General features: G+C 68.1%; 10 protein-coding genes. 7 read left to right on the forward strand and 3 right to left on the reverse strand.

What is annotated here, in order from left to right; all coding sequences use genetic code 11:
* Positions 1–106: 106 nt before the first annotated feature.
* Together FB391_RS09110 and FB391_RS09115 are read right to left on the reverse strand one after the other, a co-directional pair.
* Positions 107–1,099, reverse strand: a complete 993-nt coding sequence (locus FB391_RS09110) for a hypothetical protein (protein WP_141894113.1) — start codon at positions 1,097–1,099, stop codon at positions 107–109.
* Between the two features lie 232 nt (positions 1,100–1,331).
* Positions 1,332–2,153 carry a CPBP family intramembrane glutamic endopeptidase gene (locus FB391_RS09115; RefSeq protein ID WP_141894114.1) on the reverse strand — a complete coding sequence of 274 codons (822 nt, stop codon included), beginning with the start codon at positions 2,151–2,153 and terminating at the stop codon, positions 1,332–1,334.
* Positions 2,154–2,349: 196 nt separating this feature from the next.
* Between FB391_RS09115 and FB391_RS09120 the strand changes: the two genes are divergently transcribed.
* The 3 genes from FB391_RS09120 (at position 2,350) to FB391_RS09130 (ending at position 7,055) form a co-directional block, all read left to right on the forward strand.
* The gene (locus tag FB391_RS09120) at positions 2,350–4,182 is read left to right on the forward strand and encodes an ABC transporter family substrate-binding protein (protein ID WP_141894115.1); all 1,833 of its coding nucleotides are present in this window, start codon (positions 2,350–2,352) and stop codon (positions 4,180–4,182) included.
* Positions 4,183–4,351: 169 nt separating this feature from the next.
* A complete protein-coding gene (locus FB391_RS09125) occupies positions 4,352–5,869 on the forward strand; it encodes an ABC transporter permease (RefSeq protein WP_141894116.1) in 1,518 nt (505 codons plus the stop codon).
* A gap of 1 nt (position 5,870) precedes the next feature.
* Positions 5,871–7,055 (forward strand): ABC transporter permease, encoded by a 1,185-nt coding sequence (locus FB391_RS09130; protein WP_141894117.1) that lies wholly within the window; start codon positions 5,871–5,873, stop codon positions 7,053–7,055.
* 10 nt (positions 7,056–7,065) lie between these two features.
* Here the strand turns inward: FB391_RS09130 and FB391_RS09135 are convergent, their stop codons facing one another.
* Positions 7,066–7,674 carry a PH domain-containing protein gene (locus FB391_RS09135; protein ID WP_141894118.1) on the reverse strand — a complete coding sequence of 203 codons (609 nt, stop codon included), beginning with the start codon at positions 7,672–7,674 and terminating at the stop codon, positions 7,066–7,068.
* Between the two features lie 32 nt (positions 7,675–7,706).
* Between FB391_RS09135 and FB391_RS09140 the strand changes: the two genes are divergently transcribed.
* The 4 genes from FB391_RS09140 to FB391_RS09155 all read left to right on the forward strand — a co-directional run bounded on the left by FB391_RS09140 (position 7,707) and on the right by FB391_RS09155 (position 12,730).
* On the forward strand, positions 7,707–9,512 hold the full coding sequence (locus tag FB391_RS09140) for a dipeptide ABC transporter ATP-binding protein (protein ID WP_141894119.1): 1,806 nt from the start codon (positions 7,707–7,709) through the stop codon (positions 9,510–9,512).
* A 103-nt stretch (positions 9,513–9,615) separates the two neighbouring features.
* Positions 9,616–11,529 carry a translational GTPase TypA gene (typA, locus tag FB391_RS09145; protein WP_141894120.1) on the forward strand — a complete coding sequence of 638 codons (1,914 nt, stop codon included), beginning with the start codon at positions 9,616–9,618 and terminating at the stop codon, positions 11,527–11,529.
* Positions 11,530–11,630: 101 nt separating this feature from the next.
* Complete coding sequence (locus tag FB391_RS09150; RefSeq protein WP_246093435.1) at positions 11,631–12,419, forward strand: AzlC family ABC transporter permease; 789 nt, start codon at positions 11,631–11,633, stop codon at positions 12,417–12,419.
* Entirely contained in the window at positions 12,416–12,730 is a 315-nt protein-coding gene (locus tag FB391_RS09155) for an AzlD domain-containing protein (protein ID WP_141894122.1), read from the forward strand. Before FB391_RS09150 ends, FB391_RS09155 begins: the two co-directional genes overlap by 4 nt.
* Positions 12,731–12,738 lie beyond the last annotated feature (8 nt).

Below are 12,738 nucleotides of genomic sequence, written 5' to 3' on the forward strand. Positions count from 1 at the left end.
GAGACCGGACCGGGAGAACGAGACCGTGGGGTCACCCCGGGGTCTCGTCCGTGCAGTGCGGTCTCAGCGGCGGACGGCCACAGGTCACCGCGCCAACGGCAGGCGATCACGCGGGCGGGGATGCCGGCAGTGGCGCTCGGCTCGCGAGCTGCCGGCGCATCGCCATCAGCGCGCCGACATTCTCCGGCGCAATCACGGGCAGTCCCATGCCCTGCAGCAGACTGCTCAGCGGCACGAAGGTCGTCGCGTCGGTCCATCCCCAGTGTGCGATCGCATCCAGGTGCTCGCGCAGCCGCGCGTCGCGAGCACGCTGCCTCCGCAGTGCAGAGACCGAGTCGCCGTAACGCCCGTCGAACTTGAGGTCGCCGTCCGACTCCCCTCCGAGCGCAGGGCGCTCCCACACGAAGTCGCCGCGGTCGACGTCACCACTAGCTGACTCGAACGACACCTGCAGCTCGGGCGCCGGAAAGCCCAGCCACTCGATGACCGCGCGGCTGACCGACTCGATCGACGACTCTGCCAGGGGCGTCGCTCGCCTGAGTGACCAGCGGGCGACGTCGCGGCCACGCCGACTCGAACGCTTTTCGTTCATCTCGGCCATCACGGCGCCCGAGAGCTCAGGATCGAGGCGCAGCATCGCGTCCGCGACAGCCAGCCCGATCGCCGGATGCCGTGAACGCGCCAGGTCGACCGCGGTCTCGGCGGGGGAGGTTACGGCGACTCCGCCGAGCAGGATCAGTCCGCGGTCGTCCCGTGTGGTGTGTGTCCGGATCCCGGACACCTGACCTGCTTCACCGGATGCCGGAGCGAGCACGTGTACGGTGCCCGGATCGCCGAACACCGGCCCGCCCAGCAAGGCCGCAGCGGACTCATGGGAGAAGAGCGCGTCGGGACGCGCCAACAGTGTGGCGTGCACGCGCGCGAGGTACCGGGTCCAGGGGGCGAGCGCATGCCAGGCCTCGAACGGCGCGTAGACGCCCCGCTGCACTTTGACGAGGTCGCCTCTCGCGACGGCACGTTCCGGATGCGGAACGTCGTCAGAGCGGAGGAGCATCACGGGTGATGGCCGGATCTGGAGCGGAAGCGTGAGCAGCGGCATCCTCCGACACTGACCGGTCGTCGCACGTCGTGGTCGGCATCCGGCGTTCTCTGTGGACAGCCGGGATCCCGCTGCGACTGTGGAGGAGCCTGCCGCACTCCTCGGTGAGACCGTACGCGACCGACGAGACCGTGGAGTTCACCCAGGGTCTCGTCCGCCCGCTGCGGTCTCGCGGGAGTTGCGCACGGGCCGGGACGGGACGGGATGCCGGTGCCCCCGGCATCCCGTCGGCTTAGGTCGTGGGGGTCGGGGTGGGGCTGGGAGAGGGCGCGGGGGCGAACACGCCGGGCCAGAGCGCGGCGGCCAGCGGGTAGCCCACGAAGGCGACGATGTCGAGGATCGTGTGGGCGATGACGAGCGGCATGACGCGCCCCCAGCGGCGGTAGCACCAGCCGAACACGATGCCCATCACGACGTTGCCGACGATCGCTCCGAAGCCCTGGTACGCGTGGTAAGCGCCCCGCAGCGCCGCCGAGGTCAGGATGATGCTCCAGTCGTTCCAGCCGAGGCGGCGCAGCCGGTCGAACAGGTAGCCGATGAAGATGACCTCCTCGGTGAGGCCAGCCCGCAGCGCCGAGAGCACGAGCAGCGGCACCGTCCACCACGCGGCATCCAGCGGCGACGCCACCACGGCCACGGTGATGCCCAGCGCGCGGCCCACGGCGTAGAGCGCGAGCCCGGGCAGGCCGATCACCGCGGCGAGCACGACACCGCGCCCGAGATCGCCGCCGAACCTCGTGAAGTCGAGCCCGATGCGGCGCAGCGCGTTGCTCCCGGGCTCCCACAGCAGGTACACGACGAGGGCGACCAGCGCCAGCGCGAAGAACACCGCGAGCACCTGGTACACGACGTCCCAGATCGCCTGCGCGTCGCGCGACGGGTTCACCTGCGTCTGCTGCGAACCCAGCGGCACGGGCGCGAGGAGCTTGCGCACGAGCGAGAGCACCGAGTACAGCGCCGACTGGCCGACCGTGACCGCCAGCACGATCCAGATCTCCCACACGAGCCGGCGACGCTGATACTGCGTGCGGGAGGGCAGGGTACTCGATACCACACCATCAGAGGGCGGGAAAGAGGGGGTCACCTTGTCAGATTGTCACACTTCGCGTCGATTGAGTTAAGGCTCTGTAACGTTTTGGCCGATCGTTTTGACCATCTCACCAGCGATGCTTATCGTTTTCCCATCCGCGCGCCCGTCCGGTCTCCCATCTGACGTGCGCGCACAACCCTGCACAGGAGGAACAGTGAGAATGAAGCGCATCTCGGCCGCGGTGGCGCTCACCGCGGTCGGCGCACTGGCGATCTCGGGTTGCGCCGCCAACGGTGGCGGCAACGACTCGGGTGACGACTCCGGTCTCGTCGAAGGCTCGTCGATCACGGCCGCGTGGAACCAGGCGTTCTACTCGATGAACGGAAACACGTCGTTCGGCAACGCCACGGCGAACAACAACATCAACTACCTCGTCCTCGACGGCTTCAACTACTACGACAACACCCCGAAGCTCATCGAGAACAAGTCGTTCGGCACGTACGAGAAGCTCTCGGACGACCCGCTGACGATCAAGTACACGATCGCGGACGGCGTCAAGTGGTCCGACGGTGTGGACGTCGACGCTTCCGACCTCCTGCTGAACTGGGCCGCCCTCTCGCGCGCGCTCGACACGCCGGACTTCGACCCGACGCAGTACCAGGACGCAGAGACCGGTGAGTTCACCGGTGACCTCCCGACGGACGTCGTCTACTTCGACTCGGGCGCCACGCCCGACGCCGGTGTCGGCCTCGTCTCGCAGACGCCCGAGGTCAGCGACGACAACAAGTCGATCACCATGGTGTACGACAAGCCGTTCGTGGACTGGGAGCTCTCGTTCCCGAGCCCGCTCCCCGCGCACGTCATCGGTGAGAAGGCGCTCAACCTCGACGACGCCACGGAGGCCAAGGACGCCGTCGTGTCGGCCATCCAGGACAACGACGCCGCCGCCCTCGCGCCGATCTCGTCGTTCTGGAACTCGGGCTTCAACTTCACCGAGATGCCCGACGACGCCGCGCTCGTCACCGCGAGCGGCCCGTACATGATCACCGACTTCGTCGCCGACCAGTACGTGACGCTGAAGGCCAACCCTGAGTACAAGGGTGACAACGCGCCGAACATCGAAGAGATCACCATCCGCTTCATCCCGGACCCGCTCGCCGCGGTCCAGGCGCTGCAGAACGGTGAGGTCGACATCATCTCGCCCCAGGCCACGGCCGACATCAAGACGGCGCTCGACGCGGTCGACGGCATCACCGTCAAGACCGGTGTCGAGGGCACGTACGAGCACGTCGACCTGCAGTTCGACCAGGGCAAGAACAGCCAGAACATCTTCTCGAACCCGAAGGCTCGTGAGGCGTTCCTCAAGACGATCCCGCGCCAGGAGATCCTCGACACGCTGATCAAGCCGATCGCCGGCGACGACGCGCTCCTGCGCAGCTCGCAGCTGTTCGTCCCGGGCGCCGAGGGCTACGACGAGGCCGTGAAGACCAACGGCTCCGACGCCTACGCCGAGGTCGACATCGAGGGCGCCAAGGCGCTGCTGGCCGAGTCGGGCATCACCGACACCTCGGTCTGCATCCTCTACGCGTCGAACAACCCCCGTCGTGTCAACGAGTTCGCCCTGATCCAGCAGTCCGCTGCGCAGGCCGGCTTCAACGTCACCGACTGCGGCTCCGAGAAGTGGGGCGGCCTCCTGGGCACCCCGGGTGCCTACGACGCGTCGCTCTTCGGGTGGCAGTCGACCAGCCTCGGTGTGACCAACTCGCTGCCGACCTTCCAGACCGGTGCGATCAACAACATGAACTTCTACTCGAACGCTGACGTCGACGACCTCGTCGCCCAGCTGAACGTGGAGTTCGACGCCGACAAGCAGATCGACCTGCAGCTCGAGATGGACAAGCTGCTGTGGGGCGACTACTACGGTGTCACCATCTTCCAGTTCCCGGGCGTCACCGCCTTCAGCGACCGTGTGGAGGGCATCGACCCGTCGATCCTCGCCCCCACGATCTTCTGGAACGCGTGGGACTGGGCCGTCACCGACTCGGGAGAGTGATCGTCACACGGTAGTCATCGTGCTCAGGCACTGACCACCGAGGTGGGGTGCAGGTCCCCCTGGGGGACCTGCACCTCGCCGCGTTACACTCCTCTCAGCGGCGGGCACGAGGCCGGCAGCACGCCGACTCCTGCCCCTGCTGATTCATCGATTGGCAGGCGGCCACAACATGGCTTCATTCATCATTCGGCGGTTGATCGCATCGATCTTCGTGCTTTTCGCCGCGACGTTCCTGATGTATCTGCTGGTGGCTTACTCGGGCGATCCCCTTGAAGACCTCCGGCTGAGCAACGCTCCTAACAAGGAGTCCCTCATCGAGGCGCGTACCAAGCTCCTCAACCTCGACGTCCCGCCGCCGCTGCGCTACTTCCTGTGGCTCGGCGGCATCTTCCGCGGCGACTTCGGCATCTCCATCCAGAACCAGCCGGTCAACGCGCTGCTGGGCAACGCGATCACGTCGACGCTGACGCTGGTCACGACCGCGACCGTCGTCGCGATGGTCCTCGGCATCACGGTCGGCATCGTGTCGGCGCTGCGTCAGTACACCGGGTTCGACTACAGCGTGACGCTCATCGCGTTCCTGTTCTTCTCGCTCCCGATCTTCTGGGTCGCCGTGCTCCTCAAGCAGTACGGTGCGATCCAGCTGAACGACTGGCTGGGTGATCCGACGATCTCCGTGCCGGTGATCATCGGGTTGTCGCTCGTCTCGGGTCTGCTGTGGATGTCCATCCTCGGCGGCAGATGGCGAAAGCGCCTGACCGTCTTCGGGATCGCCGCTGTCGCGACCGCGGCGGTGCTGACGTTCCTGTCGGTGACCCAGTGGTTCGCCGACCCGAGCATCGGCATCGTGGTCTACGCATTCCTCGCCCTCGGCATCGCCGTCGGCGTCACCGCGATCTCGACCGGCCTGCGCAACCGCAAGGCGCTCTACGCGTCGCTCATCGTCGCGGTGATCGGCATCGCGCTGTACTTCCCGATGATGAACTACATCCTCAACGGGATGACGCTGTGGTTCTTCCTGCTGCTGGCCGTCCTCGCGGTCGTCGTGAGCGGGGCCATCGGCTGGTTCATGGGAGCCCCCGACCGCGGGCCGGTCGTGCGCACGACGGCGATCGTCGGCTTCTTCGTCGCCGCCTTCATCGCGCTCGACAAGTACATGTCCTACTGGCACGCGTACGCGAACTCGAGCCGTGTCCGCGGGCGTCCGATCGCGACGGTGGGTTCGTCCACGCCGGGCCTCGGCGGCAACTTCTGGGTGCAGGGCATCGACCTGTACACCCACCTGCTGCTGCCGACGATCGCGATCATCCTGATCTCGTTCGCGAGCTACACCCGCTACTCGCGGGCGAGCCTGCTCGAGGTCATGAACCAGGACTACATCCGCACGGCGCGCTCCAAGGGCCTCACCGAGCGCACCGTCGTCGTCCGTCACGCGTTCCGCAACGCGCTCATCCCCATCACCACGATCATCGCGTTCGACGTCGGCGCGCTCATCGGCGGCGCGGTGATCACCGAGACGGTGTTCGGCTGGGTCGGCATGGGCCGTCTGTTCGTCACGGCACTCGGTGCGCACGACCCCAACCCGGTCATGGCGTTCTTCGTGGTGACGGGAACGCTCGCGGTCGTCTTCAACCTCATCGCGGACCTCGTCTATGCGGCCCTCGACCCGAGAATCAAGGTGGGCTGACATGAACACTTCCATCACTGAAGAGCCCGGCACCGAGACGCAGGCACTGGCTGAGATCTCGATCGAGCAGAAAGAGACCGAGGGCCTCAGCCAGGGTCAGATCGTCCGTCGCCGGTTCTTCCGGCACCGTGGCGCGATGATCTCGATGATCGTGCTCGCGTTCATCGTCCTCCTGGCGTTCACGTCGGTCGGCGTCTCCCTGTGGGGCATCCGCATCCCGGGCTGGTGGCAGTACTCGTGGGAGGAGATCCCGCCGAAGGTCAACAACGGCGAGCCGACCATGACCCTGTGGCCGCTGCAGTTCGGCGACCACCCGTTCGGTCAGGACGAGGTCGGCCGCGACATCTTCGCGGTCGTCATGCGCGGCACGCAGCAGTCGGTCATGGTCATGGTGATCGTCGGCGTCGTGGCGACGTTCTTCGGCGTCGTGATCGGCGCGATCGCGGGCTACTACGGCAAGCTGACCGACTCGATCCTGATGCGCTTCACCGACATCATCATCACGATCCCGCTCATCGTGATCGGCTCGGTGCTCGGCTTCGCGCTGGGCAGCCTGGGTGCGGCCCTGCTGGGTGTGGTGATCGGGCTGTTCGCCTGGACCACCATGGCCCGTCTGGTTCGCGGTGAGTTCCTCACCTTGCGCGAACGCGAGTTCGTCGACGCCGCCCGCGTGTCGGGCGCGCGCGACCGCCGGATCATCTTCCGCCACATCCTGCCCAACACGGTGGGCATCATCGTCGTCAACGCGACGCTGCTGATGGCGGGGGCGATCCTGCTGGAGTCGGCGCTGAGCTTCCTCGGGTTCGGCGTCCAGTCGCCCGACACGTCGCTCGGCAAGATCATCTCCGAGAACCAGGCCGCCTTCTCCACGCGTCCGTGGCTCTTCTGGTGGCCGGGTCTGTTCATCATCGCGATCGCCCTGTGCGTCAACTTCATCGGCGACGGTCTGCGCGACGCGTTCGACCCGCGCCAGAAGAAGATGCCGAGTGAACGCGCGATGGCGCGAGCCGGCCGCGCGAGCGGACCGCTCGTGCCGGCCGTCGACACCACGCCCTCGACGGATGCCCCCTCGGTCACCGTCATGGGGGCCGCGGTGTACACGAGCGAGGACATCGTGAGCTATCACGACATCAGGCCCGAGCACCCCGGCGACCCGACGGACGAACCGCTCAACCCGGAGCGGTGACGTGTCGGTGCTAGACCAGCAGACCGATCGTGGTCGCCGCGGCCAGCGCCGCGACGACCACGATGGTCGCCCAGTGCCACGTCACGGTGGCGGCCTCCGGGTCGACACCGCTGGCGAAGGCTCCCGCATCGCGCAGTCGCTCCCAGCGGCCGCGGATCAGCTGGGCGAGATTGCCGGTCGGCACCGACATGGCATCGGCGGGCCGCAGGCCACCCGCCTCGCCGCGGGCCGATCCGCTCACTCCGTCGAAGTCCTTCGGGGCCAGACCGAGCGTGCGGTGACGCCCCGGCGACGGCGCCGCCCACACCGACACGCGCCCTCCGGCGGTGTGGAGTGTGAGCGAGAAGCGCGTATCGATCGAGACGATCGACGGCCAGGGGACGAAGTGCGTGCGCAGCACGTTCTCGACCGTGATGCCGTGCTCCTGCACCCGCAGGCTCGGACGCCAGAACAGCGCCCAGGCCACGACGGCGACGAGGATGATCGGCCAGATGTATCGCAGCGCGGCTGCGGGATCCGACCAGACCAGCCCGACGGCGCCGAGAGCGCACACCACGATGGTCACGACAGCGAGGATGCGGCCGAAGACCGGCCGATAGAAGACCTCCTGGAAAGACATGACTTCAAGCTTTGCAGATGGGACACCACCGAATGACTGACACGACGGGCGTCGAGGCCGAAACCACGGCTTCGCACGAGGCCCTCCCTGAGACGATCCTCCAGGTGGAGAACCTGGGCGTCGAGTTCTGGGTCGACGGCGAGTTCTACCCCGCCGCCATCGACATGAACTACGAAGTGCGGCGCGGCGAGGTTCTCGCCATCGTCGGCGAGTCCGGCTCCGGCAAGAGCACCAGCTCGATGTCGCTGCTCGGACTCCTCCCCGAGAACGCACGCGTCACCGGTTCGATCAAGCTCCTCGGCCGCGAACTTCGCGGTGCCGACCCGGTGACGCTGAGGTCGCTGCGCGGCAACGAGATCGCGGTGATCTTCCAGGAGCCGATGACGGCGCTGAACCCCGTGTACACGGTCGGCTTCCAGATCATGGAGTCGCTCCGCTCGCACGACCGCGGGCTCGCCCCGAGCGTCGCGAAGGAGAAGGCGGTCGACCTGCTGCGCATGGTCGAGATGCCCAACCCTGAGCAGTCGTTCAACAAGTACCCGCACCAGCTGTCGGGCGGCCAGCGCCAGCGTGCGATGATCGCGCAGTCGATCTCGTGCGACCCGCTGCTGCTCATCGCCGACGAGCCCACCACGGCGCTCGACGTGACGGTGCAGGCCGAGGTGCTCGACCTGCTGCGCAACCTGCACAAGCGCCTGGACTCGGCGATCATCCTCATCACGCACGACATGGGCGTGGTGGCCGATCTCGCCGACCGCATCATGGTGATGAAGAACGGCGTCGTGGTCGAGGCCGGCTCGGTCGAGCAGATCTTCCACGACCCGAAGCACCCGTACACGCAGCAGCTGCTGGCCGCCGTGCCACACCTCGGCCTCGGTGTGCTCGAGACCGAGCCCGCCGTGCCCGACGAGGTCGTCACCGAGACCTCTGCCGTGCCGTCGGTCTCGTCGATCCGCGAGCGGGCGACCGAGGTCGCCGACGAGATCGTCGAGACCCGCACTCCGGTTCTGGCCTTCGAGGACGTCGCGATCGACTACCCGAAGCGCGGCCGCATCCCGGCGTTCCGTGCGGCGGAGCACATCGACCTCGCGATCTACCCCGGTGAGATCGTCGGCCTCGTCGGCGAGTCGGGGTCGGGCAAGACGACGCTCGGCCGCGCCGCGATCGGCCTGCTGCCGATCGCCGAGGGCAAGCTCACCGCGGTGGGCACCGACATCTCGAAGCCGAGCCAGAAGGAGCTCTTCGCGATCCGCCGGCGCACGGGCATCGTGTTCCAGGACCCGGCGTCCTCGCTGAACCCGCGCATGCCGATCGGCGAGTCCATCGGCGAGCCGATCCTCCTGGCCGGCGTCGCCAAGGGCAAGGATCTCGACAAACGCGTCGAAGAGCTGCTGAGCCAGGTCGAGCTGCCGAAGTCGTACCGCAACCGCTTCCCGCACGAGCTGTCGGGCGGTCAGCGTCAGCGTGTGGGCATCGCCCGCGCGCTCGCCCTCGCGCCCGAGCTGCTGGTGGCGGACGAGCCCACGTCCGCGCTGGACGTGTCGGTGCAGGCTCGCTTCCTGGATCTGCTCCAGGAACTGCAGCAGCAGCTGCAGTTCGCCTGCCTGTTCATCAGCCACGACCTCGCGGTCGTCGACATCCTGGCGCACCGCATCGCGGTGATGCACCACGGCAAGCTCGTGGAGACCGGCACGCGCGACCAGATCCTGCGCGGAGCGACCGACCCCTACACGCAGCGGCTCATCGCCGCCGTGCCGGTGCCGAACCCCGAAGAGCAGAGGGTGCGTCGCGAAGCGCGCGCCGCGCTCCTGGCGGCGACGGGCAGCGCCGAGAGCTGATCCGCGAAGCCTGGACACCGCCGGAAGGAGATGTCCAGGTGCGCCCAGTAGAATGGGGGATGCCGGCATTCCGGCATCCCCCTTCTCTTTCAAGGATTCCCTCATGGCGCGCGCCCTCCGTCCGGACCTCCGCAACGTCGCGATCGTCGCCCACGTCGACCACGGCAAGACCACCCTCGTGGATGCCATGCTCCGCCAGACCGGCTCTTTCGGCGAGCACGCGCACGTCGAAGAGCGTGCGATGGACTCGAACGATCTCGAGCGCGAGAAGGGCATCACGATCCTCGCCAAGAACACGGCGATCACCTACAACGGCATCCACACCGACGTGCCGGTGACGATCAACGTCATCGACACCCCCGGCCACGCCGACTTCGGCGGTGAGGTGGAACGCGGCCTGTCGATGGTCGACGGTGTCGTGCTGCTCGTCGACGCGAGCGAGGGTCCGCTGCCGCAGACGCGCTTCGTGCTGCGCAAGGCGCTCGAGGCGAAGCTGCCCGTCATCCTCCTCGTCAACAAGACCGATCGTCCCGACGCGCGCATCGCCGAGGTCGAAGAAGAGGCGCACGACCTGCTCCTCGGGCTCGCGTCCGACCTGCACGAGGACGTCCCGGACCTCGACGTCGACGCCCTGCTCGATGTTCCCGTCGTCTACGCCTCCGGGCGTGCGGGCGCGGCATCCCGCAACCGTCCCGACAACGGCCAGCTGCCCGATAACGCCGACCTCGAGCCGCTGTTCGAGGCGATCCTCGAGCACGTCCCCGCGCCGTCGTACGACGATGAGGCTCCGCTGCAGGCGTGGGTCACGAACCTCGACTCCAGCCCGTTCCTCGGTCGCCTCGCTCTGCTGCGCGTCTTCAACGGCACGCTGAAGAAGGGTCAGACGGTCGCCTGGGTGCGCCACGACGGCACCCACTCGAACGCCCGCATCACCGAACTGCTGAAGACCCGCGCCCTCGAGCGCTACCCCGCCGAAGAGGCGGGCCCGGGGGACATCGTCGCCATCGCCGGCATCGAAGAGATCACGATCGGCGAGACGATCGCCGATCCCGAGGACGTCCGGCCGCTGCCGGCGATCCACGTCGACGACCCCGCCATCTCGATGACGATCGGGACGAACACGTCACCGCTGGTCGGCAAGGTGAAGGGTCACAAGGTCACCGCCCGCATGGTGAAGGACCGCCTCGACCGCGAGCTCGTCGGCAACGTGTCGCTCAAGGTCGTCGACATCGGCCGCCCCGACGCGTGGGAGGTCCAGGGCCGCGGTGAGCTGGCGCTGGCCATCCTCGTCGAGAACATGCGCCGCGAGGGCTTCGAGCTCACCGTGGGCAAGCCGCAGGTCGTCACCAAGAAGGGTGAGGACGGCAAGGTGAAGGAGCCGTACGAGCACCTGACGATCGACGCGCCCGAGGAGTACCTGGGCGCGATCACCCAGCTGATGGCGGCGCGCAAGGGCCGCATGGAGACGATGGTCAACCACGGCACCGGCTGGGTGCGCATGGAGTTCATCGTCCCCTCGCGCGGTCTCATCGGCTTCCGCACCGAGTTCCTCTCGATGACGCGCGGCACCGGCATCGCGAACGCGATCTCGCACGGCTACGACGACTGGGCGGGCCACATCGTCGCCCGCCAGAACGGCTCGATCGTCGCCGACCGCGCCGGCGTCGTCACCCCCTTCGCGATGATCGCGCTGCAGGAGCGCATGAGCTTCTTCGTGCAGCCGACCGAAGAGGTGTACGAGGGCATGGTCGTCGGCGAGAACTCGCGCTCCGACGACATGGACGTCAACATCACCAAGGAGAAGAAGCTCACGAACATGCGGTCTTCGACCGCGGACGCGTTCGAGTCGATGACTCCGCCGCGTCAGCTCTCGCTGGAAGAGAGCCTGGAGTTCGCGCGCGACGACGAATGCGTCGAGGTGACGCCCGAGAAGGTGCGCATCCGCAAGGTCGTCCTGGACGCCACCGAGCGCGGCCGCGCCGCCTCGCGCCTGAAGCGACAGGACGCCAACGCGTAAGCAGTGAGAGGATGCCGCGACCCGTGGCCCGTTGAGGGCCTGGGGCGCGGCATCCTCGTCTCTGCGCCGCAGTCCAATCGCGCACCGGCGGACCGCAGGGCATGGGGGCTGCCGTCGCTACGATCGACCCCGTGACCCTCGATCCGCACTTCGACGATGCGCACGGCGCGGGCGAGGCTCGGCGGGCGGTGCGCGAGGCCCTCGGCGTCGCGCTCGCGACGAGCGCGTACGGCATCTCGTTCGGGGCTCTGGCGGTGGCCGCGGGGCTCGACGTCTGGCAGACGTGCGTGCTCAGCATCGTCATGTTCACCGGGGGATCGCAGTTCGCGTTCGTCGGCATCATCGGCGCCGGGGGACTGGCCGCGATCCCGGCCGCGCTCGCCTCGGCGGCGCTGTTGGGGGTGCGCAACATCGCCTACGGCATCCGCATGTCGCCCGTCATCGGGCCGGGATTCTGGCGACGGGCGGCGGCGGCGCAGTTCACGATCGACGAGTCGACGGCCGTCTCGCTGGCCCAGAAGACGCCGCGGGCGCGCACGCTCGGGTTCTGGGTGACCGGGCTCGGCATCTATGTCGGCTGGAACCTCTCGACCCTCGCGGGCGCGCTCCTGGGCGACGTGCTCGGCGATCCGCGCGTCTACGGACTGGATGCCGCGGCGGCGGCGGCGTTCCTGGCGCTGCTGTGGCCGCGCCTGCGCGCCCGCCAGCCGATCGTCGTGGGGGTCGCGGCGGCGGTCGTGGCGACCGTGCTGACGCCGGTGCTGATGCCCGGGCTCCCGGTCATCGTCGCTGCGCTGGTCGCGATCCTCGTGGGGTGGACGAACTGGCTCGGCCGCGAAGAGAGTGCCGCGGAGCCGGACGACGTAGCGGAGCGGGAGGGACTGCCGTGACCATGTGGACCGCTGTGCTCGTGGCATCCATCGTCTGCGTCGCGCTGAAGACCGTCGGCTATCTGATCCCGCCGAAATGGGTCGAGGCTCCCCGCCCGATGCGCATCGCCGATCTGCTCACCGTGGCGCTGCTCTCAGCGCTCGTCGCCGTGCAGACGCTCGGTGCCGGTCAGGCCGTCGTGGTCGACGCCCGCGTGCCCGCCGTGCTCGTCGCGGCCGGCCTTCTGCTGCTGCGGGCGCCGTTCCTCGTCGTCGTGGTCGCCGCCGCAGTGGTCGCGGCCCTGTTGCGCCTGTGGGGCTGGGCGGCCTGAGCCTAGAC

The organism is Microbacterium kyungheense (assembly GCF_006783905.1).
GTDB lineage: Bacteria > Actinomycetota > Actinomycetes > Actinomycetales > Microbacteriaceae > Microbacterium > Microbacterium kyungheense.

Excerpts from the sequence above, each read along its gene's own strand:
- FB391_RS09110 (WP_141894113.1), bottom strand. The coding sequence starts at position 1,099 with ATGCCGCTGCTCACGCTTCCGCTCCAGATCCGGCCATCACCCGTGATG.
- FB391_RS09120 (WP_141894115.1), top strand. The coding sequence starts at position 2,350 with ATGAAGCGCATCTCGGCCGCGGTGGCGCTCACCGCGGTCGGCGCACTG.
- FB391_RS09125 (WP_141894116.1), top strand. The coding sequence starts at position 4,352 with ATGGCTTCATTCATCATTCGGCGGTTGATCGCATCGATCTTCGTGCTT.
- FB391_RS09130 (WP_141894117.1), top strand. The coding sequence starts at position 5,871 with ATGAACACTTCCATCACTGAAGAGCCCGGCACCGAGACGCAGGCACTG.
- FB391_RS09135 (WP_141894118.1), bottom strand. The coding sequence starts at position 7,674 with ATGTCTTTCCAGGAGGTCTTCTATCGGCCGGTCTTCGGCCGCATCCTC.
- FB391_RS09140 (WP_141894119.1), top strand. The coding sequence starts at position 7,707 with ATGACTGACACGACGGGCGTCGAGGCCGAAACCACGGCTTCGCACGAG.
- typA (WP_141894120.1), top strand. The coding sequence starts at position 9,616 with ATGGCGCGCGCCCTCCGTCCGGACCTCCGCAACGTCGCGATCGTCGCC.
- FB391_RS09150 (WP_246093435.1), top strand. The coding sequence starts at position 11,631 with ATGGGGGCTGCCGTCGCTACGATCGACCCCGTGACCCTCGATCCGCAC.